At 63.9% G+C, this 23,084-nt stretch carries 23 protein-coding genes; 13 read left to right on the forward strand and 10 right to left on the reverse strand.

Features of this window, described 5'->3' with window-relative positions; all coding sequences use genetic code 11:
* Nucleotides 1-66 precede the first annotated feature (66 nt).
* The gene (locus B2P87_RS01350; protein ID WP_141891434.1) at nucleotides 67-1,752 is read right to left on the reverse strand and encodes an acyl-CoA dehydrogenase family protein; all 1,686 of its coding nucleotides are present in this window, start codon (nucleotides 1,750-1,752) and stop codon (nucleotides 67-69) included.
* A gap of 145 nt (nucleotides 1,753-1,897) precedes the next feature.
* Here B2P87_RS01350 and B2P87_RS01355 point away from each other — a divergent pair, with 145 nt between their 5' ends.
* From B2P87_RS01355 to dgt, 3 genes are all read left to right on the forward strand, one after another.
* On the forward strand, nucleotides 1,898-2,665 hold the full coding sequence (locus B2P87_RS01355) for a sulfite exporter TauE/SafE family protein (RefSeq protein WP_141891433.1): 768 nt from the start codon (nucleotides 1,898-1,900) through the stop codon (nucleotides 2,663-2,665).
* 23 nt (nucleotides 2,666-2,688) lie between these two features.
* Nucleotides 2,689-3,585: a cation diffusion facilitator family transporter gene (locus tag B2P87_RS01360; protein WP_141891432.1), complete on the forward strand. Its 897-nt coding sequence runs from the start codon at nucleotides 2,689-2,691 to the stop codon at nucleotides 3,583-3,585.
* 64 nt (nucleotides 3,586-3,649) lie between these two features.
* Nucleotides 3,650-5,005: a dGTP triphosphohydrolase gene (gene dgt / locus B2P87_RS01365; RefSeq protein WP_208764496.1), complete on the forward strand. Its 1,356-nt coding sequence runs from the start codon at nucleotides 3,650-3,652 to the stop codon at nucleotides 5,003-5,005.
* Here the strand turns inward: dgt and B2P87_RS01370 are convergent.
* Both B2P87_RS01370 and B2P87_RS01375 read right to left on the reverse strand, forming a co-directional pair.
* On the reverse strand, nucleotides 5,002-5,622 hold the full coding sequence (locus B2P87_RS01370; protein ID WP_286851502.1) for a methyl-accepting chemotaxis protein: 621 nt from the start codon (nucleotides 5,620-5,622) through the stop codon (nucleotides 5,002-5,004). The genes dgt and B2P87_RS01370 overlap by 4 nt on opposite strands.
* Nucleotides 5,623-5,851: 229 nt before the next feature.
* Complete coding sequence (locus B2P87_RS01375; RefSeq protein ID WP_141891430.1) at nucleotides 5,852-7,450, reverse strand: phosphoenolpyruvate carboxykinase; 1,599 nt, start codon at nucleotides 7,448-7,450, stop codon at nucleotides 5,852-5,854.
* Between the two features lie 344 nt (nucleotides 7,451-7,794).
* Here B2P87_RS01375 and B2P87_RS01380 point away from each other — a divergent pair, with 344 nt between their 5' ends.
* From B2P87_RS01380 to B2P87_RS01410, 7 genes are read left to right on the forward strand one after another with little or no spacing between them, the layout of a single operon-like run.
* Nucleotides 7,795-8,499, forward strand: a complete 705-nt coding sequence (locus B2P87_RS01380; protein ID WP_008555485.1) for a response regulator transcription factor — start codon at nucleotides 7,795-7,797, stop codon at nucleotides 8,497-8,499.
* A gap of 50 nt (nucleotides 8,500-8,549) precedes the next feature.
* Complete coding sequence (locus B2P87_RS01385) at nucleotides 8,550-10,262, forward strand: sensor histidine kinase (protein WP_141891429.1); 1,713 nt, start codon at nucleotides 8,550-8,552, stop codon at nucleotides 10,260-10,262.
* A 3-nt stretch (nucleotides 10,263-10,265) separates the two neighbouring features.
* On the forward strand, nucleotides 10,266-10,703 hold the full coding sequence (locus B2P87_RS01390) for an HPr kinase/phosphorylase (protein ID WP_141891428.1): 438 nt from the start codon (nucleotides 10,266-10,268) through the stop codon (nucleotides 10,701-10,703).
* Nucleotides 10,696-11,586 carry an RNase adapter RapZ gene (gene rapZ, locus B2P87_RS01395; RefSeq protein ID WP_141891427.1) on the forward strand — a complete coding sequence of 297 codons (891 nt, stop codon included), beginning with the start codon at nucleotides 10,696-10,698 and terminating at the stop codon, nucleotides 11,584-11,586. Before B2P87_RS01390 ends, rapZ begins: the two co-directional genes overlap by 8 nt.
* Entirely contained in the window at nucleotides 11,583-11,990 is a 408-nt protein-coding gene (locus B2P87_RS01400; protein ID WP_058286518.1) for a PTS sugar transporter subunit IIA, read from the forward strand. The genes rapZ and B2P87_RS01400 overlap by 4 nt, the downstream gene beginning before the upstream one ends.
* A complete protein-coding gene (locus B2P87_RS01405; protein WP_027235562.1) occupies nucleotides 11,991-12,260 on the forward strand; it encodes an HPr family phosphocarrier protein in 270 nt (89 codons plus the stop codon).
* A gap of 32 nt (nucleotides 12,261-12,292) precedes the next feature.
* Complete coding sequence (locus B2P87_RS01410) at nucleotides 12,293-13,186, forward strand: lysophospholipid acyltransferase family protein (protein WP_141891426.1); 894 nt, start codon at nucleotides 12,293-12,295, stop codon at nucleotides 13,184-13,186.
* Nucleotides 13,187-13,279: 93 nt separating this feature from the next.
* Here the strand turns inward: B2P87_RS01410 and B2P87_RS01415 are convergent, their stop codons facing one another.
* On the reverse strand, nucleotides 13,280-14,155 hold the full coding sequence (locus tag B2P87_RS01415; RefSeq protein WP_141891425.1) for a 3-hydroxybutyryl-CoA dehydrogenase: 876 nt from the start codon (nucleotides 14,153-14,155) through the stop codon (nucleotides 13,280-13,282).
* Nucleotides 14,156-14,308: 153 nt separating this feature from the next.
* On the opposite strand from B2P87_RS01415, the gene B2P87_RS01420 reads away from it, so the two are divergent.
* On the forward strand, nucleotides 14,309-15,133 hold the full coding sequence (locus B2P87_RS01420) for a DUF6473 family protein (RefSeq protein ID WP_141891424.1): 825 nt from the start codon (nucleotides 14,309-14,311) through the stop codon (nucleotides 15,131-15,133).
* Nucleotides 15,134-15,205: 72 nt separating this feature from the next.
* Here the strand turns inward: B2P87_RS01420 and B2P87_RS01425 are convergent, their stop codons facing one another.
* The 6 genes from B2P87_RS01425 to B2P87_RS01450 all read right to left on the reverse strand — a co-directional run bounded on the left by B2P87_RS01425 (nucleotide 15,206) and on the right by B2P87_RS01450 (nucleotide 19,434).
* Complete coding sequence (locus tag B2P87_RS01425) at nucleotides 15,206-16,135, reverse strand: electron transfer flavoprotein subunit alpha/FixB family protein (protein ID WP_058286522.1); 930 nt, start codon at nucleotides 16,133-16,135, stop codon at nucleotides 15,206-15,208.
* Nucleotides 16,135-16,893, reverse strand: a complete 759-nt coding sequence (locus B2P87_RS01430) for an electron transfer flavoprotein subunit beta/FixA family protein (protein ID WP_141891423.1) — start codon at nucleotides 16,891-16,893, stop codon at nucleotides 16,135-16,137. Before B2P87_RS01430 ends, B2P87_RS01425 begins: the two co-directional genes overlap by 1 nt.
* A 353-nt stretch (nucleotides 16,894-17,246) precedes the next feature.
* Nucleotides 17,247-17,819 (reverse strand): cob(I)yrinic acid a,c-diamide adenosyltransferase, encoded by a 573-nt coding sequence (locus tag B2P87_RS01435; protein ID WP_141891422.1) that lies wholly within the window; start codon nucleotides 17,817-17,819, stop codon nucleotides 17,247-17,249.
* A 6-nt stretch (nucleotides 17,820-17,825) separates the two neighbouring features.
* Nucleotides 17,826-18,029 (reverse strand): twin transmembrane helix small protein, encoded by a 204-nt coding sequence (locus B2P87_RS01440; protein ID WP_008553684.1) that lies wholly within the window; start codon nucleotides 18,027-18,029, stop codon nucleotides 17,826-17,828.
* 73 nt (nucleotides 18,030-18,102) lie between these two features.
* Complete coding sequence (locus B2P87_RS01445) at nucleotides 18,103-18,933, reverse strand: SDR family NAD(P)-dependent oxidoreductase (RefSeq protein WP_141891421.1); 831 nt, start codon at nucleotides 18,931-18,933, stop codon at nucleotides 18,103-18,105.
* 36 nt (nucleotides 18,934-18,969) lie between these two features.
* Nucleotides 18,970-19,434, reverse strand: coding sequence for an SH3 domain-containing protein (locus tag B2P87_RS01450; protein WP_244940740.1), 465 nt, complete (start codon nucleotides 19,432-19,434; stop codon nucleotides 18,970-18,972).
* A gap of 430 nt (nucleotides 19,435-19,864) precedes the next feature.
* Between B2P87_RS01450 and parC the strand changes: the two genes are divergently transcribed.
* Together parC and B2P87_RS01460 are read left to right on the forward strand one after the other, a co-directional pair.
* On the forward strand, nucleotides 19,865-22,213 hold the full coding sequence (gene parC, locus B2P87_RS01455; RefSeq protein WP_141891419.1) for a DNA topoisomerase IV subunit A: 2,349 nt from the start codon (nucleotides 19,865-19,867) through the stop codon (nucleotides 22,211-22,213).
* 127 nt (nucleotides 22,214-22,340) lie between these two features.
* Entirely contained in the window at nucleotides 22,341-22,940 is a 600-nt protein-coding gene (locus tag B2P87_RS01460) for a hypothetical protein (protein WP_141891418.1), read from the forward strand.
* Nucleotides 22,941-23,084 lie beyond the last annotated feature (144 nt).

Below are 23,084 nucleotides of genomic sequence, written 5' to 3' on the forward strand. Positions count from 1 at the left end.
AAAAAAGCCCGGCGCGAACGCCGGGCGAGGAGGGGAATGCTCCCCTGCGGTGGTCACTGGCGGCGGTCAGCCCAGCAGGCGGCGGGCGATGACCTGCGCCTGGATTTCGGCAGCACCCTCAAAGATGTTGAGGATGCGGGCATCGCACAGCACGCGGGAGATCTTGTATTCCATCGCAAAGCCGTTGCCGCCGTGGATCTGCAAGCCATTGTCCGCGGCCGCCCAGGCAACCCGTGCGCCCAGCAGCTTGGCCATGCCGGCCTCCAGGTCGCAGCGGTGGCCGTGGTCCTTTTCCCAGGCCGAGAAATAGGTCAGCTGGCGGGCGATCATGATCTCCACCGCCATCATCGCCAGCTTGCCGGAGACGCGCGGGAAATGGATCAGCGCCTTGCCGAACTGCTTGCGCTCCTGCGCATACTGCATGGCGATGTCCAGCGCCGATTGCGCCACGCCGATGGCGCGGGCCGCGGTCTGGATGCGGGCCGATTCAAAGGTCTCCATCAGCTGCTTGAAGCCCTTGTTCTCCTCGCCGCCCAGCAGGTTTTCCTGCTTCACGTGGAAATTGTCGAAGCCCAGCTCGTATTCCTTCATGCCGCGGTAGCCCAGCACCTCGATCTCGCCGCCGGTCATGCCTTCGGTCGGGAACGGGTGCTCATCTGTGCCCGGGGTCTTCTCCGCCAGGAACATCGACAGCCCGCGGTGATCTGTGGTGTTCGGGTCGGTGCGCGCCAGCAGGGTCATCACATGGGTGCGGGCGGCGTGGGTGATCCAGGTCTTGTTGCCGGTGATCCTGTAGTCGCCGTTTTCATCCTTGACCGCGCGGGTGCGCAGGGAGCCGAGGTCGGAGCCGGTGTTGGGCTCGGTGAAGACGGCGGTGGGCAGGATTTCGGCGCTGGCAAGCTTGGGCAGCCAGTTCGCCTTCTGCTCCTCGGTGCCGCCGCAGAGGATCAGCTCCGCCGCGATCTCCGAGCGCGTGCCCAAGCTGCCCACGCCGATATAGCCGCGCGACAGCTCCTCGGAGACCACCACCATCGAGGCCTTCGAGAGGCCGAAGCCGCCGTATTCCTCCGGAATGGTCAGGCCAAAGACGCCCATCTCCGCCAAATCCTCGATCACCTCCATCGGGATCAGCTCATCCTTCAGGTGCCAGTCATGGGCATTCGGCTCGACCTTCTCCACCGCATAGCGGCGGAACTGGTCGCGGATCATCTCCAGCTCTTCCTCCAGGCCGGAGTTGCCGAACATGGTGGAACCGGCCTGCGCCTCCATCAGCTCCACCAGCCGGGTCCGCGCGGCCTGGCTGTTGCCATGCGCGCAAAGCGTCTCCACCGCGGGCACCTGCAGCGTGTTCAGCGCGTCCGCGCCCAGGCCCAGATCCTGCAGGCGGATGATTTCGCCCTGGTTCATCTGGATGCCGCCGCTGACCTGCAGCAGGTACTCGCCAAAGCCGATCTGGTGGATCAGCTGCTCCATCTCGCCGAATTTGCCGTCGGCCTGCAGGCTTTCCGCCCATTTCTGCATCTGCCGCAGGCAGTAGACGTAAGTGGCAAGCCAAGAAAGCCCGTGTGCCGCCACCTGGTTTTCCTCGATCAGGCGGCCGGACACCCGGCCCTCCTCGCTCACCATGTCCTTGACCGAGGCGCGCGCGGCCTCAAACAGCTGGTTTAGCGGTTCCAGCGATGCGGCGGTCAGCGCCAGCAGGTCGGGAATGAGAGTCGGTTTCATATGCAAGTCCTGTCCGTCGTGGGCCATGAATCAGATCCTTCTTCGGTCGCCCGGTGGTAAATCATTTTGCAGGTGCAGCGCAACAAAAATACTAACTAGCGTGTCATTTGGATCAAATATTGCGTGTTGATTTTGCCGGTGCAGCACGCTGCGGATGTGATAGAGCGGTGGCATGACGGCACTGTTTTCTCTCCTTTCCCCGGCGGAGCTGTCGGCTGCATTTGGCACTGCGCTGCTGGCCGGCACCGTCAAAGGCCTGGTCGGTTTTGCCATGCCGATGATCTTTATCTCCGGCCTCAGTCTGTTTCTGGCGCCCGATTTGGCGCTTGCAGGGCTGATTTTGCCAACCTTGGTTACAAACGGGATGCAGGCGCTGCGGCAAGGTCCGGCGGCCGCCCTGGCCTCGATCCGCCGGTTCCGGGTGTTCCTGCTGACTGGTCTTGTCTGCCTGCTGCTCAGTGCGCAGATGGTGCGGGTTCTGCCGCAGCAGGCGCTGCTTCTGGTGATTGGCCTGCCGGTGACGGTCTTTGCCTGCATTCAGCTGATGGGAAAGGTGCTCACCCTCTCCAATCCCAGCCGCCGCAGCGAGGCTGTAGTGGGGGGCGTTGCCGGGCTGATCGGCGGCGTCTCGGGCGTCTGGGGGCCGCCGACGGTGGCTTACTTGACGGCGCTGGGCACCGAGAAGACAGAACAGATCCGGGTGCAAGGGGTGATCTACGGCCTGGGTGCGGTGGCGCTTCTGGTTGCGCATACCGGCTCAGGTGTGATGCGGGCCGAAACGGCACCATTCTCGCTGGCGCTGATCGTGCCGGCGGTGGCGGGGATGTGGATCGGCGGGCGGTTGCATGACCGGATCGACCAGGCGCTGTTCCGGCAGGCAACGCTGGTGGTTTTGCTGGTTGCGGGGCTGAACCTGCTGCGCCGCGGGCTGTTGATGTAGGCAAGGCGCAGGCGGGAGGGATCATGTCTCAAAGGTTCAATGCGCAGCAGCTGGCAACGGGCTCTATCTTTGTTGCGCTGGCGGTGATGGGGCTGAAAATCGCGGCCTGGATGATGACCGGCTCGGTGGCCCTGTTGTCCGATGCCCTGGAATCGCTGGTGAACATCGGCGGCGCGGTAATGGCCTGGTTCGCAGTGCGCTATGCGCAGCGGCCTCCGGACGCAGGCCACCCCTATGGCCACCACAAGGCCGAATACTTCTCGGCAGTGATCGAAGGCATCCTGATCGTGATCGCCGCGCTGGTGATCGTGCATGAGGCCGTGAACGCCCTGGCCCGGCCGGAGATGGCGGATTGGAGCCCCGCGGGCCTGCTGATCAATGCGCTGGCGATGGCGGTGAACCTCCTGTGGGCGCAGGTGTTGCTGCGGGCAGGCGCAAGGCTGAGCTCTCCGGCGCTGTCGGCAGGCGGGCGGCACCTGATGAGCGATGTCTGGACCTCTGCCGGGGTGCTGGCGGGGCTGGGGCTGGCACTGGCCAGCGGCTGGGCCATTCTCGACCCGCTGCTGGCGCTGCTGGTGGCGGTTAACATCCTGCGGGAGGGGTGGCGGGTGATCGCGTCCTCCGTCAACGGGCTGATGGACATGGCGGCGCCCGAAGCGGAGCGCGCGCGAATCGAAGAGATCATCCACCGCTCCGCGGCCGGGGCGCTGCAGGTGCACGGGCTGAAAACCCGCCGCGCCGGCCGCGCCCTGTTTGTCGAGTTTCACATGGTGGTGGACGGCGCCATGTCCGTGCGCGCCGGGCATGACATTTGCGACCGGGTGGAGGCGGCCCTGAAAGCGGCGCTTCCGGATGCGCAGGCGGTGATTCACGTGGAGCCCGAACACAAGCTGGAGCCGGCCGGGATCAAGCCGCGCTGAAGCGTTTGCAATTCCGCCCGGCCTCCCGTTTAAGCGCTGTCAAACAGGCAAAAGGAGCAGGCGCATGGCGATGGAGTGGAACAGGCTGCTGAACCCGGGGCGGCTGTGCCGGCCGGAGTATGGCGAGAAACCGGGCCGCCCGGCCTATCTGCAGGACTACGACCGGATCCTGTTTTCGGAGCCATTCCGCCGCCTGGCGCAGAAAACCCAGGTGCACCCGCTGCATAACCATGACCACGTGCACCACCGGATGATCCACAGCATGGAAACCGCCAGCGTGGGCCGTTCGCTGGGCGCAGGGGTAGGGGCTGCGCTGGCGGAGCGCGGCAGCCTGGCAGCGGATCAGGTGGCGCGTCTGGCAGGCCACGTCGAGGCCGCCTGCCTGGTGCATGACATCGGCAACCCGCCGTTTGGCCACTCCGGCGAGGACAGCATCGGCGACTGGTTCGCGGCGCAGTTCCGGTCCGGCCGCGGCATCGCAGCAGAGGTGCCGCCGCACCTGCGCGCCGAGTTTGAGCATTTCGAGGGCAACGCGCAGGGTTTCCGCATCGTCGGGCGCTTGGAATACGCGCAGCAGCAGGGCGGGCTGCGGCTCAGCTATGCGACGCTGGGGGCGTTCATGAAATACCCCTGCACCCGTCTGGTGCGGGATGAGGCTGTTGGGGCCGGCAAGGCGCCCTATGTCGGCCTGAAGAAATTCGGTGTGTTCCAGTCGGACGCAGCGCTGTTTGAAGAGACCGCCGAGGCTCTGGGCCTTCCGGCCGAACCGGGCGGCTGGCGGCGGCGGCATCCGCTGGCCTTCCTGGTCGAGGCGGCGGATGACATCTGCTACCGCATTCTGGATATCGAGGACGCGGCCAGCATGGGCGATTTGGACCGTGCCGAGGTGGCCGGGGCACTGGAAGCGATCGTCGGAAAACCGAACGAGGACCGCGGCCTGCCGATGCGAGACCGCATCGGGCTGCTGCGCGCCTTTGCCATCGGCCAGTCGATCGACGCCGCCGTGACCGCCTTTCTGGAAAACTATGACGCCATCATGATGGGCGAATTCAACGACGGGCTGATGGAAGTGTCCTCCAAGGCGCAGGCCTTTGCCCGGCTGAAAGAGCTGTCAGAGCAGCGGATCTTTGTTGCCCGCCGCAAGACTGAACTGGAGATCACAGGGCGCCAGGTGCTGCACGCAGTGCTGGACCATTTCCACGGTCTTTACGGCGACCTGGCCGCGTGCGGCTGGGATGTCGAGGAACTGGAGGCAAGGCACGGCTATTGGGCCAAGCTGATCCGTGCCGTGGATCTGGACCTGCGCGGGGTGGAGGACGCCTATACGGCGATGCACGCGCTGGCTGATTTCGTCTCCGGCATGACGGACCGCTATGCGCTCAAGGTGCGGGATATGGTTGCGGGATCGGTGTCCCGCTAACCGGCCTTGGTGCCGCTGGCGGCCTCCCGCGCCTCGTCGCGCTTGCGCTGGGCCATCGTGTCGGTGATGCGGTTGGCCCAGCGGTTGTTCTCATCCGCCAGCGCCTTGATCTCTCGGGCAAGATAGGCAAAACCCAGACCCGCCTTGCCTGCCCGCGCGGCCTCGATCCCGGCGTTTATGGCCAGAATGGACAGCTTCTGCACCGACCGCAGGATGTTCTCGGCAAGATTGATGATCTCGGCGTTGGCCGCCTCGGTGCGGTTCAGCGTCTCCTGCAGTTCCCTGCGCAGGCTGACCTCGGCCGAGGCATCCACAACCAGCCCTTCCAGATAGATCATTTCACCGCTGTCGCTGAACACTGCGTTGCCGCGTTCGCGCACCCAGGTTTCGGAGCCATCGGGCCGGCTGAGCCGGTAGGCAACGTCCCAGTTCCCCCGCCTTTCGATGGCAGCATCCACATCGGCAAAGACGCGGTCGATATCCTCTGCATGGGTCAATCCGGCATAAGATACCTTTGCGTTTCCCAGAATGTCCGATTTCGGGCAGCCGCAGAGTTTTTCGACCTGTCCCGCCATGAATTTCATGGTGAAGTTCTCGTCATTGGCGCAGCGGTACACAAAAGCGCTTCCGGTGCTGAATATGCTGTTGAAAACCGTCAAAGCCTCTTTATCCACTTCGCCCTCCCCGGATGCGGCGCAAATATCGGTAAATCAGGCGCAAAGCTGCGCTTGCGGAAGATTTGCGCCGGAAGGGTTAAAGAAGTGTTTAGGGTAAAATTAATTTCCTTAAATGAAAAACCCCGGCGCAGGGCCGGGGTTTTCTTTCCTCAGGGGAATGCGGTCGGCCTCAGCCGATGGCCGCGGCCTTCACGTCGTCGTCGATGAACGGCAGATACTGTTCGAAGTTGTCGGAGAACATCTGCACCAGCTTGGCCGCCTGCGCGTCATAAGCCGACTTGTCGTCCCAGGTGCGGCGCGGATCCAGTAGCAGTTCCGGCACGCCCGGCACATTGACCGGCACGTCAAAGCCGAAGTTGGCGTCCTTGCGGAATTTCGCATCCGCCAACGAGCCGTCCAGCGCCGCGGTCAGCAGCGCGCGGGTGGCCTTGATCGGCATCCGGCTGCCGGTGCCATAGGCGCCGCCGGTCCAGCCGGTGTTCACCAGCCAGCAGGTCGCGCCGTGCTGGGCAATCTTCTCGCGCAAGAGGTTGCCGTAAACCTCCGGGCGGCGCGGCATGAAGGGCGCGCCAAAGCAGGTGGAGAAGGTCGGCTCCGGCTCGGTCACGCCGCGCTCGGTACCCGCCACCTTGGAGGTGAAGCCGGACAGGAAGTGGTACATCGCCTGCGCCGGGGTCAGCCGCGCGATCGGAGGCAGCACGCCGAAGGCATCGCAGGTCAGCATGATGATGTTCTTCGGGTGGCCGCCGCGGGCGCTGGACGATGCATTGGAGATGTAATGCAGCGGGTAGGCGCAGCGCATGTTGGCGGTCAGGCTGTCGTCGTTGAAATCCAGCTCTTTGGTCTCCGGATCGAACACCATGTTCTCGATCACGGTGCCGAACTTGGAGGTGGTGGCATAGATTTCCGGCTCTGCCTCGGGGTTCAGGTTGATGGTCTTGGCATAGCAGCCGCCTTCGAAGTTGAAGGTGCCGTTGTCGGCCCAGCCATGCTCGTCATCGCCGATCAGAACGCGGTCGGGGTCGGCGGACAGGGTGGTCTTGCCGGTGCCGCTAAGGCCAAAGAACACCGCCGTGTCGACCGGGTTGCCCTTGGCGTGGTTGGCGGAGCAGTGCATCGGCATGATGCCCTTTTCCGGCAGCAGGTAGTTCAGCAGGGTGAACACGGATTTCTTGTTCTCGCCTGCGTATTCGGTGCCGCCGATCAGGATCATCTTGCGGTCGAAGTTCATCGCGATGATCGTCTCGCTGCGGCAGTCGTGCCGCTTGGGATCGGCCTTGAAGCTGGGGCAGTTGATGACGGTGAAATCAGCGGTGAAATCATCCAGGTCTTCACGGTCCGGACGGCGCAGCATGGTGCGGATGAACAGGTTGTGCCAGGCCAGCTCGGTCACCATGCGGACGTTGATCGCATGTGCCGGGTCAGCGCCGCCCACCAGGTCCTGGACGAAGTAGTCCTTGCCCTTCATGTGCTCCAGCATGTCGGCATAAAGCGCATCAAAGCCTTCCGGGCTCATCGCCGCATTGTTGTCCCACCAGATGGTGTCGCGCACGCTGTCGGTTTTTACGACGTGTTTATCCTTGGGCGAGCGGCCGGTGAATTTGCCGGTGGTGACCAGGAAGGCGCCGCCATTGCCCAGCGTGCCTTCGCCGCGCTTCAGCGCGGCTTCGATCAGCGCCGGCTCCATGAAGTTGTAATAGACATTGCCCAGGCCCTCGATGCCCTGATCTTCGAGGCGGAATTGCGGGTTAACCCGTCCAGATGTCATGCGTTTTTTCTCCTGTGGCGGCGCGGGCGGCACGCAGGCTGCGCGGCTGCGCCATTGGGGCAATAGAAAACGGCGTCGCTGCCGGTGGCGCGGTCTTAACATGGCGTTTTAGGCGGTGAACAGGCCGGCTTACCCTAGTTAGCGCCACCAAGGCGATGTTTAGCGCAACCATTATTTGCAATGGCGAAAAGCGCCCGCTTGTTCAGCAGACGCTAAGGTATTTTTGCCCCAATAGAGTCCAAAGATCGCCGCGATTCCTCAAATGGGATTGATTCGGCGCATCAGAACGGCGATGAAGTTGGCTAAAACAAAACAGTGAACAGAGCAGATTAGGGGCAATTCCAATGTCAAAGATTGCTTTGGTTGACGATGACAGGAACATCCTGACATCGGTTTCCATGACGCTTGAGGCCGAGGGCTTTGAGGTCGAAACCTATAATGACGGCCAGGCGGCGCTGGATGCGTTCAACAAGAAGCTGCCCGATATGGCGGTGCTGGACATCAAGATGCCGCGCATGGATGGCATGGACCTGCTGCAGCGGCTGCGCCAGAAAACCCAGATGCCGGTGATCTTCCTGACCTCCAAGGACGACGAGATCGACGAGGTTCTGGGACTGCGGATGGGTGCTGACGACTATGTCAAGAAACCCTTCTCGCAGCGGCTCTTGGTGGAGCGGATCCGGGCGCTGTTGCGCCGTCAGGAGGCGATCAGCAGCGATGCCGCCGGCACCAGCAGCCCCGAGACGAAGGTGATGGAGCGGGGCAATCTGCGGATGGACCCGCTGCGCCACGCGGTCAGCTGGAAGGGCAAGGATGTGTCGCTGACGGTGACCGAATTCCTGTTGCTGCAGGCGCTGGCCCAGCGGCCGGGGTTTGTCAAAAGCCGCGACCAGCTGATGGATGTGGCCTATGATGACCAGGTTTATGTGGACGACCGCACCATCGACAGCCATATCAAGCGTCTGCGGAAGAAGATGCGCAGCGCGGATCCGGAATTTGCGGCAATCGAAACTCTTTATGGAATCGGTTACCGTTATAATGAAGAATAGGCGGCACGTTTAAGCGGGGCGCAAGCCCCCGGCCGGAGGAGTGGGCGCGTATGCGCGATACCAGCATAGTGCAACGCCAGCAGGGCGGCGATGTGGTCTTGGGGGAGGATTGGGTCACCCCCGAGCAATCCGTCACGCGGGAAATGCGGGTCAAACGCGCGCGCCGCGGGCTGCTGTCGCTCAAGGGTTCGCCGCTCACCCGCAAGATCATCACCTTCAACCTGATCGCGCTGATCATTCTGGTTTCTGGCATCCTCTATCTGAATTCCTCGCGCCAAAGCCTGGTGCAGCAGCGTGCCGGCGCGCTGGTCTCTGAGGCGATGCTCGCAGCCGACGTGTTTGAGGCGGAAATGCCGGCTGCAGGATCGGTCAGCTTTGCGGCCGGCGATGGCATCCAGGCCGAAGACACGCTGGCGCGTCTCAGCCTGCGCGGCGGCGTCGAGGCTTTTGTCTTCGACACCACCGGCAATCTGATTTCCAGCGTCAAGGGGGTCGACCGCAGCGATGCCCTGAATGTGCTGAATGACAGCGGCACCAGCAGGACGCTGATCAGCGATATGCTGTCTGCCCTGTGGGGCATTGCCGGCAGCAGCGCACCTGCTAGCGGCACGGAGGGTCCCGGCCCGTCGCTGGAGCAGCGGCTGGGCGGCCTGGTCGGCCAGGCGATGAACGGCGGCACCGGGGTTGAAACCGTGGTCGACACCACTGGCAGCCGGGTGATTTCTGCCGCGACACCGATCCTCCACAACGGGGCGGCCGTCGGCGTGATTGCCCTGACTTCGCCCACCGGCGAAGTGGACGCGCTGGTGCGCGGCGAGCAGGAGCGGGTGCTGCAGATGTTCGTTGTTGCCCTGCTGGTCTCGGTCGGCCTCAGCCTGGTGCTGGCCTCCACCATTGCCAACCCGCTGGCCGACCTCGCCGAGGCCGCTGAACTGGGCCGCGAGCGCGGCAGCCGCAAATCCAGCCCGGGCCGGATCCGCATTCCCGACCTCTCCGCCCGCCCCGATGAGATCGGCCGCCTCAGCCGGGCTTTGCGCGGCATGGTCAAGGCGTTGTATTCCCGCATCGACAGCAACGAACAGTTTGCTGCCGATGTGGCGCATGAAATCAAGAACCCTCTGGCCAGTTTGCAATCGGCCGTCGGCACCCTGCGCATGGTCAAGCGCGACGATCAGCGCGAGAAGCTGATGGATGTGATCGAACATGACGTGCGCCGCCTGGACCGGCTGGTCAGCGACATCTCCAATGCCTCGCGGCTCGACGCTGAACTGGTCAAGGAGGAGGAAGAGGAGTTCGACCTGCTGGCCATGCTGGGCAATCTGAACCAGTATCTGGGCGAGGACGCCCGCGCCAAGGGGATCGACTATATCACCGATCTTCCGGCCCAGCCGATTATGCTGCAAGGACTGGAGGCCCGGCTGGCACAGGTCTTTGTCAACCTGATCACCAACGCCATCTCCTTCTGCGAGGAGGGCGACGCCATCCGCGTCTGGGCGCGGCGCCGCGCCAACCGGGTGCTGGTGGTGGTCGAGGACACCGGCCCCGGCATCCCGGACCAGGCGCTGTCCAAGATCTTCAAACGCTTCTACTCGCAGCGCCCGATGGAGCATTTCGGCAATAACTCCGGCCTTGGCCTGGCGATCTCCAAGCAGATTGTCGAGGCGCATGGCGGCGTGATCTGGGCCGAAAACATCCGCCCGACTGAGGCCGATGTCACCTCCGAACCCCTGGGCGCGCGGTTCGTGGTTGGTCTGCCGGTGTAATCTATGCCTGAACCTGAAAGCCTCATCCTGCATGCCTCCTGCGTCGCACTGGAGGGGCGGGGGCTTTTGATCACCGGCACCTCCGGCCAGGGTAAGTCCGCGCTGGCGCTGCAGCTGATGGCCTTTGGCGCCCAGCTGGTGGCGGATGACCGGGTGCAGGTCCAGCTTCTGGACGGTCTGCTGGTCGCCAGCGCGCCGGAGCCGATCCGCGGGCTGATCGAGGCACGCTTTATGGGGCTGCTGCACGCGCAGATCCGCAGCCCGGTGCCAGTGGCGGCGCTGGTGGACCTCGACGAAACGGAAACCGAACGCCTGCCGGTGCGCCGCACAACCCGGCTTCTGGAGCAGGAGGTGGCCCGGCTCAGACGGGTGGACGGCGCCCATTTCGCCCCGGCCCTGATGCAATACCTCAGATGCGGAGCATTGGACCCGGATGCCTGAGCAGGTGAAACAGGCGGTGCCGGCGGTTCTGGTCACCGGCCCCTCCGGCGCAGGCCGGACCACGGCGATCAACGTGCTGGAGGATCTCGGGTTCGAGGCGATCGACAACCTGCCCCTGCGCCTCTTGCCCGGGCTGTTCGACGCCGCCGCTGCGCCGCGCCCGATGGCGCTGGGGCTGGACAGCCGCAACCGGGACTTCTCGCCGCGCGCGCTCTTGGATGTGATCGACATGCTGGGCGGCCGCGGCGAGCTGGAGCTGACCGTGCTCTATCTCGACGCACAGCCGGATGTGCTGCTGCGCCGTTATTCGGAAACCCGCCGCCGCCACCCGCTGGCGCCTGCCGAATCTCCAGGCGAAGGCGTGCGCCGCGAACTCGACCTGATGGGGCCGATCCGCGACCGGGCCGACATCCTGCTGGACACATCGGAGATGAACGTCCACCAGCTGAAGGCGGAGATTGAGCGCTGGTTCGCACCGGAGGGCAGGGCACTGGCGCTGTCTGTGCAAAGCTTCTCCTACAAGCGCGGCATGCCGCACGGCATCGATATGGTATTCGACTGCCGGTTCCTGGCGAACCCCTACTGGGAGCCGGCGCTGCGGCGGCTGAGCGGCGAGGACCGTGCGGTTCAGGACTACGTCAAGGCGGACCCCTTGTATGAGCCGTTCTTCACCCGGGTTCTGGACCTGACACGGCTGCTGCTGCCCGCCTACCGCCACGAAGGGAAGTCGCATCTTTCCATCGCCTTCGGCTGCACCGGCGGCCAGCACAGATCGGTGACGATGGCGGAAACCCTGGCCAAGGCCCTTGCGGAAGACGGCCAGCAAGTGTCAATTAGACACCGCGAGCTGCAAGGCCAGCAAAAAAGTGAGAGGCCGGGTTGATCGGGATTGTGATCGTTGCGCATGGCGGGCTGGCGAAGGAGTACCTCGCCGCGGTGGAACACGTTGTGGGTCCGCAGCCCAGCCTGGTGGCCATCGCCATCGGCCCCGATGACGACCGGGCGGCCAAGCAGGACGAGATTTGCGCCGCCGCCAATGAGGTCGACACCGGCGGCGGGGTTGTGGTTGTGACAGACCTGTTCGGCGGGTCGCCCTCCAACCTCAGCCTCAAGGCCTGCGCACCGCCCGACCGCCGCATTCTTTACGGGGCCAACCTTCCGATGCTGATCAAGCTGGCGAAATCCCGCCACTTGCCGGTGGCCGATGCGGTCCGGCAGGCCATGGAGGCCGGGCGCAAGTATATCAACGCGCAAAACGTAAACCCTGACGGGGAGCAGGCACACTAAATGGCTCTGAAGACGCTGAAAATCATCAACGAAAAAGGGCTGCACGCCCGCGCCTCGGCCAAGCTGGTAGAGGTGGTCGAAGGGTTTGACGCCTCGGCTGAGGTGATAAAGGACGGGCTGTCCGCCTCCGGTGACAGCATTATGGGCCTTTTGATGTTGGCAGCCTCGAAAGGAACGACTATTGACGTCGAGACTTCGGGGCCCGATGCTGATGCGCTGGCGCATGCGCTGGAGGCCCTGGTGGCCGACAAGTTCGGCGAGGGCTACTAAGCCCGCGCCGGCAGCGGAACGGGAAGAGCACATTGGCGGATACCGCACACGACAGGAACACCGGCATCGCATCGGAGACCGCTGAGCAGACGGGCGAGGTCTATGACCGCCGCACGCTGACCTATGCCAACTCCTTTGATGACCGCTGGACCTCCCTGGCGATCAAGACCATGGAATGGCTGACCGGCAAGCTGACGATCCTGCGCATGGTCAGCAAGTTCGAGAAGCAGAACGCCGAATACCGCGGCCAGAAGTTCTGGCGCGGGGCGCTCAACACCATGGGCATCGACCTGGAGACGCCGCAGGAGCAGATCGACAATATCCCGGCAGAGGGGCCAGTGGTGATCGTCGCCAACCACCCGCACGGCATGGTCGATGGCATGATCTTTGCCGATCTCATTGGCCGCCGCCGCCTCGACTACCGCATCCTGACCCGCTCGGTGCTGACCGGCCTGGACGAGGCTGCGACCTCCTTCATGATCCCGGTGCCCTTCCCGCATGACCCCGAAGCGCAGCGCAAGATGGTCGATATGCGGGCCAAGACCATGGCGTTCCTCAAGGAGGGCGGCGCGGTGGCGCTGTTCCCCTCGGGCGTGGTGATGTCGTCGGACAGCTGGTTCGGCCCCGCGATTGAGCGCGAATGGAACGTCTTCACCGCCCAGCTGATCCGCCGCTCCGGCGCCCGGGTGGTGCCGATCTACTTCCCCGGACATAATTCGCGCTGGTATCAGATCGCCTGCCAGATCTCGCCGATCCTGCGCCAGGGCCTTTTGCTGCATGAAATCGTGCGCTCCTGCAACAAGCCGCAGGCGCCGGTGGTCGGCAGGCCGCTGACGGACGCGCAGATGGAAAAGCTGCACAGCGACCCGCGCGGCTTCATGGCCTGGCTGCGCGAGCATACGCTCAGCCTCGGCAAAGACGGCTGATCAGGCTCCAGTTCTTCTTCTTCCTGGAAATATCCCGGGGGTGAATTGGCCGCGAGGTCAAGAGGGGGCCACGCCCCCTCCCGCTGCTTGGGATCAGCGCGTCGGCACCGGATTTTCGCCGCGGTAGTCGTAGAAGCCGCGCTGGGTCTTGCGGCCCAGCCAGCCGGCCTCCACGTATTTGGTCAGCAGCGGGCAGGGGCGGTATTTGGTGTCCGCCAGCCCGTCGTGCAGCACGTTCATGATCGCCAGGCAGGTATCCAGGCCGATGAAATCCGCCAGCTCCAGCGGCCCCATCGGATGGTTGGCGCCCAGCTTCATCGACTCGTCAATCGATTTGACGGAGCCGACACCCTCGTAGAGCGTATAGACCGCCTCGTTGATCATCGGCATCAGAATGCGGTTGACGATGAAGGCCGGAAAATCCTCTGCGCTGGCCGAGGTCTTGCCCAGCCGCGCCACCACTTCCTGGCAGGCGCTGAAGGTCGGCTCGTCGGTGGCAATGCCGCGGATCAGTTCGACCAGCTGCATCACCGGCACCGGGTTCATGAAATGGAACCCCATGAATCGCTCGGGGCGGTCGGTGCGGCTGGCCAGACGGGTGATCGAGATCGAAGACGTGTTGGACGTCAGGATGGTATGCGGCTTCAGATGCGGCTGCAGATCTTCGAAAATGGCCTGCTTCACGGTCTCACGCTCGGTGGCGGCTTCGATCACCAGATCGGTTGCGCCGACATCGGCCAGCTTCAGCGACGGCTGAATGCGGGCCAGCGCCGCTTTCATGTCCGCTTCAGCGATCTTACCCTTGCCGGCCTGGCGCTCCATGTTTTTGTGGATCAGGCTCAGCGCGCTGTCCAGCGCCTGCTGGCTGACGTCATTCAGCACAACATCATACCCGGCAAGCGCCATGACGTGGGCAATGCCATTGCCCATCTGCCCGGCGCCGATCACACCAACCTTCTGAATTTCCATGCCTCAGGCTCCCGAAATATCTGCCGCAACCTTACTGGCCGGGGAAGGGCGGGCACAAGAGCAGCTTGGGCGGATTTGAGGCAAATTCTCACTTTAGGGAAATTGCAATGGTTCGCCTTCAGAGTGAGTCTCGGGTGAAAAATTGGTGGTGAAATGAGCTATGAACTCAAAAGCGCGGGGGCGCTTTCGGGGGAACCATGCAGATATGGGGAATCCCGGCTGCTGGTGCGGGGGCCGCAACGGTCCTTGGCCGAGCCTTACGTTGCTTTTCTAGGCGGAACCGAAGTTTACGGGCGATTCGTTGAATTTCCCTTTGTCGACTCCCTGCAAAGCCGGCTGGGCGTGGATTGCATCAACCTCGGCAGCGTGAATGCCGGGCTGGACAGTTTCGCGCAGGATGAGACCCTGACCGGCATCGCCAGGGGCGCGCAGGTCTCGGTGGTGCAAATGCTGGGCGCGCAGAACATCTCGAACCCTTATTACCGGGTGCATCCGCGCCGCAATGACCGCTTTTTGCAGGCGCAGCCCGCGCTTAAGGCGCTGTATCCGGAGGTGGACTTTACCGAATTCCACTTTAACAAGCATCTGCTCTGCACGTTGCGGGACATCTCCGGCCAGCGGTTCGAACAGGTGCGCGAACAGCTGCAGCGCAGCTGGATCGAACGGATGAGCAGGCTGATCGAGGCGCTGGAGGGCCGCGTGCTGCTGCTGTGGCTGCGCTATCATCTGGAGGCGGATGCCGGTTTCCCGGATGAGCCGGTTCTGGTGGACCGCGCGATGGCCGATGCTTTGCGCCCCAAGGTGCAGGGGATCCTGGAATTCCGGGCCGAATCCGCGGCAGCCGCGCGCGATATTGCCGGCATGGTGTTCGGCCAGATGGAGCTGCCGGCAGCACGCCACATGATCGGGCCGAAAGAGCATTTGCGCATCGCTGATGCCCTGGCCGGCTGCCTGGAACCGATGCTTCCGCGAAAATAGAACCTGCGTGCGGAACGCAAAAAGGCCCGCCATTTGGCGGGCCTTTCTGTTTCTTCAGCGGTCTAGCGGGGCTTAGCCCAGCTTCTCGGTCAGCGCCGGGACGGCGTCGAACAGGTCGGCAACCAGGCCGAAGTCCGCAACCTGGAAGATCGGTGCTTCTTCGTCCTTGTTGATCGCCACGATGACCTTGGAGTCCTTCATGCCCGCCAGGTGCTGGATCGCACCGGAGATGCCGACGGCGACATACAGGTCCGGGGCGACGACCTTGCCGGTCTGACCCACCTGCCAGTCGTTCGGGGCATAGCCCGAGTCGACCGCCGCGCGGGATGCGCCAACGGCTGCGCCCAGCTTGTCGGCCAGGTTTTCGATCAGTTTGAAGTTTTCCTCGGAGCCAACGCCGCGGCCGCCGGAGACAACGATGCCGGCCGAAGTCAGCTCGGGGCGGTCGCTTGCGGCAACCTTGTCTTCGATCCATTCGGACAGGCCCGGGTTTTCCGCCGCAGAGATGGTCTCAACCGATGCCGAGCCGCCTTCGCCAGCTGCGTCGAAGGACGCGGTGCGGAAGGAGACGACTTTCTTGGCGTCTTTCGATTTCACGGTCTGGATCGCGTTGCCGGCATAGATCGGGCGCTCGAAGGTGTCGCCGTCGACAACACCGGACACGTCCGAGATCACCATCACGTCCAAGAGCGCGGCGACGCGCGGCAGAACGTTCTTGGCGTCGGTGGTGGCCGGAGCAACGATGTGCTCATAGTCAGACGCCAGGCCGGCGATCAGCGCGGCGGTCGGCTCCGCCAGGCGGTGGCCCAGCGATGCGTCCTCGGCGACCAGCACCTTGGACACGCCTGCGATCTTGGCAGCTTCTTCGCCAGCCGCAGCAGCTGAGGCGCCAGCGGCCAGAACGGTCACGTCACCCAGCTTGGAAGCTGCAGCCACGGCTTTGGCGGTTGCGTCCATCGACAGCGCGCCGTCGGTCACTTCAGCAAGGAGAAGAACAGCCATTACACAGCCCCCGCTTCTTTGAGTTTCTCAACCAGCTCGTCGACGGAGCCGACGATGATGCCTGCGGCGCGTGCCGGCGGCTCTTTGGTTTCGACGATTTCCAGGCGCGGCGTGACGTCGACGCCGTAATCGGCGGCGGTTTTCTCGTCCAGCGGCTTTTTCTTCGCCTTCATGATGTTCGGCAGCGACGCATAGCGCGGCTCGTTCAGGCGCAGGTCCACGGTGATGATGGCGGGCATCTTCACGGAAATGGTCTGCAGGCCGCCGTCGACCTCGCGGGTAACCTTGGCGGTTTCGCCCTCGATGTCCAGCTCGGAGGCGAAGGTGCCCTGGGACCAGCCCAGCAGCGCCGACAGCATCTGGCCGGTGGCGTTCATGTCGTTGTCGATCGCCTGCTTGCCGCAGAGCACGATGCCGGGCTGCTCTTCCTCGACCACTTTGGCCAGGATTTTGGCAACGGCCAGCGGCTCGATGTCGGTGTGCACGTCGTCGGCAGCAACCACCAGGATGGCGCGGTCTGCGCCCATCGCCAGCGCGGTGCGCAGGGTTTCCTGGGCCTGCTTCACGCCGATCGAAACCGCAACGACCTCGTCAGCCTTGCCGGCTTCCTTCAGGCGGATGGCTTCTTCAACGGCGATTTCGTCGAAGGGGTTCATCGACATTTTAACGTTGGCGAGATCGACACCGCTGCCGTCCGCTTTGACGCGGACTTTCACGTTGTAGTCAATCACGCGTTTGACAGGCACAAGTACCTTCATTTTGCGTTCTCTCCTTAACAAACGGCAAGCCGCCCAGGGCGACTCCCCCTCTATGCTCTCGCAGCGTTGATACCGGCTGGTGTGCGCCTGCAACAGGGCAAAATCGTCACGTTAGCGCACGCCGACGTCGCGTATGCTCATTTGGAACATCATTTTTGCAAGAATGTTTCCGCTGGGAAATCCGCCTGCCGCAACGGCAGAACGTTGCTGCCGCGACGGCAGGACGCCGCTGCCGCAGCGGCAGGGCGGCGCTGCCGCACATGACGCGTTTGGCGCCGGATTCGCCAGAATCCGGCGCCAAAGGGCGAATCAGGGAAGGAACAGACCTGGGATCAGACCGGGGCAGGGGCGCCTCAGCGGTTGGCGCCGGGAACCCACAGGACGTCGTCCTTGCCGCCGTTGTTGGCGGTGCGGGCGGCGACAAAGAACCAGTCGCTGAGGCGGTTCAGGTATTTCACAGCCGCGGGGTTCACGTCCTCTGTTGTGCTGAGGTCGGTGGCCAGACGTTCGGCCCGGCGGGCGACGGTGCGGCAGACATGCAGATGCGCCGCCAGTTTCGAGCCGCCCGGCAGGATGAAGCTGCGCAGCGCCTCCAGATCCTTGTTCATGACGTCGATCTCACCTTCCAGCCGCTCGACCTGCGCCGCCACAACCCGCAGCGGCGGGTATTCGGCGTCCGCATCCTGTGCCATTTCCGGACGGCACAAGTCGGCGCCGAGGTCGAACAAATCGTTCTGAATGCGCGCCAGGGCGGCGTCCATCTCGCCGTCTGCCTCCAGCCGGGCCACGCCGACAAAAGAGTTCAGCTCATCCGAGGTGCCATAGGCGTTCACGCGGGCCGAATGCTTGGCCACCCGCTCGCCGTTGCCCAGGGCGGTTTCGCCCTTGTCGCCGGTACGCGTGTAAATCTTGTTCAGGACGACCATCGCCGCTTATCCTCCCTGGTTGCGCAGATAGACGTAGGACAGCACCAGCACCACCGCAATGAACTGAAACAGGATGCGCAGGCGCATCATCTTGTTTGCATTGCGGCGGTTGAACTCGCCGCCCTTGCCAAAGCCGCCAATGCCGATGACCAGCGCCACAACCACAGCCGCCACGGCTGCCAGTGCCAGATAATACAGCGGATCGCTCATTCTGTCCCCCAAGCGTATCAATTCTGTTGGCCCCGTCTACCCCGCGCGGCAGCCGAAGGCGACCGCGAATCCGCTATCCGAGCCGCACCAGGATGCGGTCAATTGCCCTTGTGCTGAGGATGCGGCGCAGGACGCCCGCGATATGGGTCGGGGCGGTCACATAATAGCGCGGCCGCGGGCGGCGGGATTCGCAGGCATGCGCCAGCTTGGCGGTGACGGCAGAGGCCGGCAGCTCGAACCGGTCCGGGCCGCGGCTCTCATAAAGCCGCTTCAGCAGCCGCTGTTCGTAAAGCTCGCGCAGCGGCGAGGCTTTCCAGTCGATGAACCGCTCGAAATACGGGATCGACTTTTCCCGGATCTTCGACGTCACCGGCCCCGGTTCAATCAGCACCATGTGGATGCCGGACCCCTTCAGCTCGACCCGCAGGGTGTCGGTCAGCCCTTCCAGCGCGTATTTCGTCGCCACATAGGCGCCGCGCCACGGAAAGGAGACAAAGCCTAGGATCGAGGAGTTCTGCACGATCCGCCCGTGCCCCTGCGCCCGCATAACCGGGATTACCTGCCGGGTCAGCTCGTGCCAGCCAAAGAAATTCGCTTCGAAAATCGTCCGCAGGGCGTCGGTGGGCAAGTCCTCCACCGCGCCTGGCAAGCCGTGCGCGCCGTTGTTGAACAGCGCATCCAGTGTGCCGCCGGTGGCCGCCAGCACCTCTGCCAGGCCGGACTCGATGCTGCCAGGATCAGTGTAATCAATGCGCGGGCTTTCAAACCCTTCGGCGCGCATCCGGTCGCAATCGCGCTGCTGGCGGCAGGAGGCAAAAACCCGCCATCCCCGCTCCCGCATTCCCCGCGCCGCATCCAGGCCGATGCCGGAGGAGCAGCCGGTAATCAGGATGGTTTTTTTCATGCGAAACGCCCTTCGACCCGGATTGCCCGGGGCCAGTTATGGGCGTTTCTTGCTCACCAGGGAAGCGGCAATCCAGCCGACAATGCCCTTTTCGGGCGCGCGCAGATGCAGCCAGCCGGTGCCGGTGTCCTCGATCACGATGACCTCTTCACCGGCCAGAAGCCGGGCGAGCACCGGATAGTTGGTGCCCGGTCCCTGGCGCATGTTCACCCGCGACGCGCGGATCCGGCGGCGGTCGATGACCGGTTCCGCAGCAGGTTCTGCCGCCGCGGCAGGGACCTCAGCAGTCTGCGGGGCGGGGGCTGCCGTGATCGCGGCCAGGCCGCCATCCAGAGAGGCGAGCTGCAGCGTGCCGCCGCCGGAGCCGACCGAGAATGCGGACTGGGTGGAGGCAAGGACGCTGGACGCGCTGACCAATTGCGCGGCTGCCACACGCTGCCGCAGCGCCGGGTCAGCCTTGGGGCGCACCGGCGATTTCGCCTGTGACCGGCGGGTCAGCACAGGCTGGGCCTTTAGGGAGGCCGCGGTGATTCTGGCAGTTTCGGGCGCGCTTGTGCTTGGTTTGGCAGCGGCGACCGGTTCAGGCCGCTGAGGCGGTTCAAAATCCGCTCCGCCGCTCAGCTCATAAAATCCCCACCCAAGAAAAGCGAAGGACAACATAACAAATCGCGACATAACCAGGTCCCCCCAGACCAAAAATAAACAGGCAAATCCAATGACCCGCAAAAGGCCGCTGCCCTGATTGCAAGAGTTTGGAAAGTAACGCGCGGCGCGGCTGCCTGGTTCCATTCTATCTAGGGCAAGTTACCGTCCGGGAAACAGGGGAGACTCTTCTGTCTTCTCCCCCGCGCCCTGCAGCCGGGCGGCAAACCTGTGCGAATTTCGCGCACGCCCGCTTTACCAATTCCGGCGGCGGCAGTATCACGATTTCATGACCGACCTGGTAGAAGATCCCGACATGCCGTCTGCCCCTGAACAGGGTGAAATCCTGGAACCGCTGCGCCGCGCCATTGGCGAGCGCTATCTGACCTATGCGCTCAGCACCATCATGCACCGGGCGCTGCCCGACGCGCGTGACGGGCTGAAGCCGGTGCACCGGCGCATTCTCTATGCGATGAACCGCCTGCGGCTCAGCTCCACTGGCGGCTTCCTGAAGTCGGCCAAGATCTCCGGCGACACCATGGGCGACTTCCACCCCCACGGCGACGCCGCGATCTATGACGCGATGGCGCGCCTGGCGCAGGACTTCAACGTCCGCTACCCGCTGGTCGACGGCCAGGGCAACTTCGGCAACATCGACGGCGACAACCCGGCGGCGTCGCGCTACACCGAAGCGCGGATGACCTTCGTGGCCGAGGCGATGCTGGACGGCCTCAACGAGGATGCGGTCGATTTCCGCGACAACTACGACGGCCGCCTGACCGAACCGGCGGTGCTGCCCGCGACCTTCCCGAACATTCTGGCCAATGGTGCCGCCGGCATTGCGGTGGGCATGGCCACCAACATCCCGCCCCACAACATTGCCGAGCTGATCGACGCCTGCCTGCATCTGATCAAGACACCGGATGCCCGCGATGACACGCTGCTGAACTATGTGCCCGGCCCGGACTTTCCCACCGGCGGTATCATCGTCGAGCCCAAGGAAAACATCGCCAAGGCCTACAGCACCGGCCGCGGCTCCTTCCGCCTGCGCTGCAAGCATGAGGTCGAGGACCTGGGCCGCGGCCAGTGGCAGATCGTCGTCACCGAGATCCCCTATCAGGTCCAGAAGTCCAAGCTGATCGAGAAGATCGCCGAGCTGATCCAGACCAAGAAGGTGCCGATCCTCGCCGATGTGCGCGACGAATCGGCGGATGACATCCGCATCATCCTGGAACCCAAGTCCAAGAACGTGGACCCCGAGGTTCTGATGAACATGATGTTCCGCAACTCGGACCTGGAAATCCGCTTCAGCCTCAACATGAACGTGCTGATCGACGGCGTGACCCCCAAGGTCTGCTCGATGAAGGAGGTGCTGCGCGCCTTCCTCGACCACCGCCGCGACGTGCTGCAGCGCCGCTCGCGCCACCGGATGGAAAAGATCGACCACCGGCTGGAGGTGCTCGAAGGTTTCATCATTGCCTTCCTGAACCTCGACCGGGTGATCGACATCATCCGTTATGACGAGGACCCGAAGGCCGCGCTGATCCGCGAGGACTGGAGCAAGGACCACCCGCGCGCCCTCACCGAGGCCGATTACATCACCCCAGCGCAAGGCGTCGGCGAGCTGACAGAGGTGCAGGCCGAGGCGATCCTCAACATGCGCCTGCGGTCTTTGCGCACGCTGGAAGAGATCGAACTGACCCGCGAGCGCGACGCCCTGCGCGAGGAGCGCGCCGGGCTGGTGGACCTGCTGGCCTCCGAAGAACTCCAGTGGTCCCGCATCTCCGAGCAGCTGAAGGAAACCAAGAAACAGTTCGGCAAGGACTACGAAGGCGGCGCCCGCCGCACGCTGTTCGCCGAAGCAGGCGAGGCCGAAGACGTGCCGCTTGAGGCGATGATCGACCGCGAGCCGATCACCGTGGTCTGCTCCCAGATGGGCTGGATCCGCGCCATGACCGGCCATATCGACCTCAGCCGCGAGCTGAAGTTTAAGGACGGCGACGCCCCGCGCTTCATCTTCCACGCGGAAACCACCGACAAGCTCTTGGTGTTCGGTTCCAACGGCCGCTTCTACACCCTGTCGGCGGCCAACCTGCCGGGCGGCCGCGGCATGGGCGAACCGCTGCGCCTGATCGTCGACCTGCCGAACGAGGCGGAGATCGTCGACCTGCTCATCCACAACCCGGAAGGCCGCCTGCTGGTCGCCTCGGATGCGGGCAACGGCTTCATCTGCGCCGAGAAAGAAATCGTCGCCCAGACCCGCAGCGGCAAACAGGTGCTGAACGTCAAGGACGACGAGCGCGCCAAGGTCTGTATCCCGGTGGAGGGCGACCACGTCGCTGTGGTCTCCGAGAACGGCAAGTTCCTGGTCTTCGCGGTCGAGGAGATGCCCGAGCTGACCCGCGGCAAGGGCGTGCGCCTGCAGAAATACAACATGGCCCGCGGCAAACAGGGCTCGCTGGAGCTGGACGGCGGTCTCAGCGACATCACCACCTTCAACTGGGATGACGGGCTCAAGTGGGAAATGGGCGGCGGCAAGACCCGCCACGCGGCCGACCTCGGCGAATGGCTGGGCAAGCGCGCCAGCGTCGGCAAGCGTCCGCCGCACGGCTTCCCGCGGAGCTACAAGTTCAAATAGGCAGCGGATTTTCCTGCCAGCCTGTGCCCCCCGCGCCACCTGCGCGGGGGTTCCTGTTCAGGGGTCTTTACCCGCGGCGGCGCGCGGCGCTATCACGGCGGGGCCGAATACCTACAGAGGACGCCTCATGATCCGCATTTCTGCCCTGCTTGCCGCCTTCGCGCTGCTCACTGCCTGCGGTGAAACCCGGCTGGACGAAGCGCCCGAGGATCTGGGGGCGTTCCAGGCCCGGGTCACTCATGTCTACACCGAAAAGGCGCTGCAATGGCCGCTGTCGCGCAACGCCGACCACAGCGAATGGACCGCCCCGATCGAGAATGCGCTGAACACCCGGCTGCGGCGCTACGCGGGCACCCAGCAATACGATGTGGCGGTGACGCTCGAAGGCTTCATGCTGGCACCGCCCGGCGTGCCGGTGCTGTTCTCTCCCAAAAGCGCGGTGGTGGTGAACGTGTTTGTCTATGACGTGGCGAACAAGAAATTCCTCGCCAAGAAGCACCAAATGGAAATCTTCGAAAGCACCACCGGCGAAAGCGCGGTGCTGGGGTCGGGCCATGCCCGCACCAAGGAACAGCAGATCCAGGGGCTGGCGGTCAATATCGCCGACAAGGTCGAGGAATGGATGGCCGAAAACCACAAGGAGCAGGGCTGGTTCGCACCGCGCCCCGCGGCGGGCGTTGCAAGCGCGGCAGCAGCGGCTGCGGCGGAGCCGGTCCCGGCTGGCTGAGCCCGGTGATTTCCGCTTCTGTCAAGCAGGAACGGGTTGATTTTTGCGCGCAAACCAAATAATCCGCCCGCGCAGAGGAAACCGGGTCAACGCTGACCCCTCATTTCAAAAGGCGCCCAAGGCATGGCTAAGGAAAAGTTTGAA

The organism is Leisingera sp. UBA4491 (genome assembly GCF_002388965.1).
Lineage (GTDB): Bacteria > Pseudomonadota > Alphaproteobacteria > Rhodobacterales > Rhodobacteraceae > Leisingera > Leisingera aquaemixtae.

Coding starts and splice junctions, on each gene's coding strand:
- B2P87_RS01350 (WP_141891434.1), bottom strand. CDS start 1,752: ATGGCCCACGACGGACAGGACTTGCATATGAAACCGACTCTCATTCCC.
- B2P87_RS01355 (WP_141891433.1), top strand. CDS start 1,898: ATGACGGCACTGTTTTCTCTCCTTTCCCCGGCGGAGCTGTCGGCTGCA.
- B2P87_RS01360 (WP_141891432.1), top strand. CDS start 2,689: ATGTCTCAAAGGTTCAATGCGCAGCAGCTGGCAACGGGCTCTATCTTT.
- dgt (WP_208764496.1), top strand. CDS start 3,650: ATGGCGATGGAGTGGAACAGGCTGCTGAACCCGGGGCGGCTGTGCCGG.
- B2P87_RS01375 (WP_141891430.1), bottom strand. CDS start 7,450: ATGACATCTGGACGGGTTAACCCGCAATTCCGCCTCGAAGATCAGGGC.
- B2P87_RS01380 (WP_008555485.1), top strand. CDS start 7,795: ATGTCAAAGATTGCTTTGGTTGACGATGACAGGAACATCCTGACATCG.
- B2P87_RS01385 (WP_141891429.1), top strand. CDS start 8,550: ATGCGCGATACCAGCATAGTGCAACGCCAGCAGGGCGGCGATGTGGTC.
- B2P87_RS01390 (WP_141891428.1), top strand. CDS start 10,266: ATGCCTGAACCTGAAAGCCTCATCCTGCATGCCTCCTGCGTCGCACTG.
- rapZ (WP_141891427.1), top strand. CDS start 10,696: ATGCCTGAGCAGGTGAAACAGGCGGTGCCGGCGGTTCTGGTCACCGGC.
- B2P87_RS01405 (WP_027235562.1), top strand. CDS start 11,991: ATGGCTCTGAAGACGCTGAAAATCATCAACGAAAAAGGGCTGCACGCC.
- B2P87_RS01415 (WP_141891425.1), bottom strand. CDS start 14,155: ATGGAAATTCAGAAGGTTGGTGTGATCGGCGCCGGGCAGATGGGCAAT.
- B2P87_RS01420 (WP_141891424.1), top strand. CDS start 14,309: ATGAGCTATGAACTCAAAAGCGCGGGGGCGCTTTCGGGGGAACCATGC.
- B2P87_RS01425 (WP_058286522.1), bottom strand. CDS start 16,135: ATGGCTGTTCTTCTCCTTGCTGAAGTGACCGACGGCGCGCTGTCGATG.
- B2P87_RS01430 (WP_141891423.1), bottom strand. CDS start 16,893: ATGAAGGTACTTGTGCCTGTCAAACGCGTGATTGACTACAACGTGAAA.
- B2P87_RS01435 (WP_141891422.1), bottom strand. CDS start 17,819: ATGGTCGTCCTGAACAAGATTTACACGCGTACCGGCGACAAGGGCGAA.
- B2P87_RS01440 (WP_008553684.1), bottom strand. CDS start 18,029: ATGAGCGATCCGCTGTATTATCTGGCACTGGCAGCCGTGGCGGCTGTG.
- B2P87_RS01445 (WP_141891421.1), bottom strand. CDS start 18,933: ATGAAAAAAACCATCCTGATTACCGGCTGCTCCTCCGGCATCGGCCTG.
- parC (WP_141891419.1), top strand. CDS start 19,865: ATGACCGACCTGGTAGAAGATCCCGACATGCCGTCTGCCCCTGAACAG.
- B2P87_RS01460 (WP_141891418.1), top strand. CDS start 22,341: ATGATCCGCATTTCTGCCCTGCTTGCCGCCTTCGCGCTGCTCACTGCC.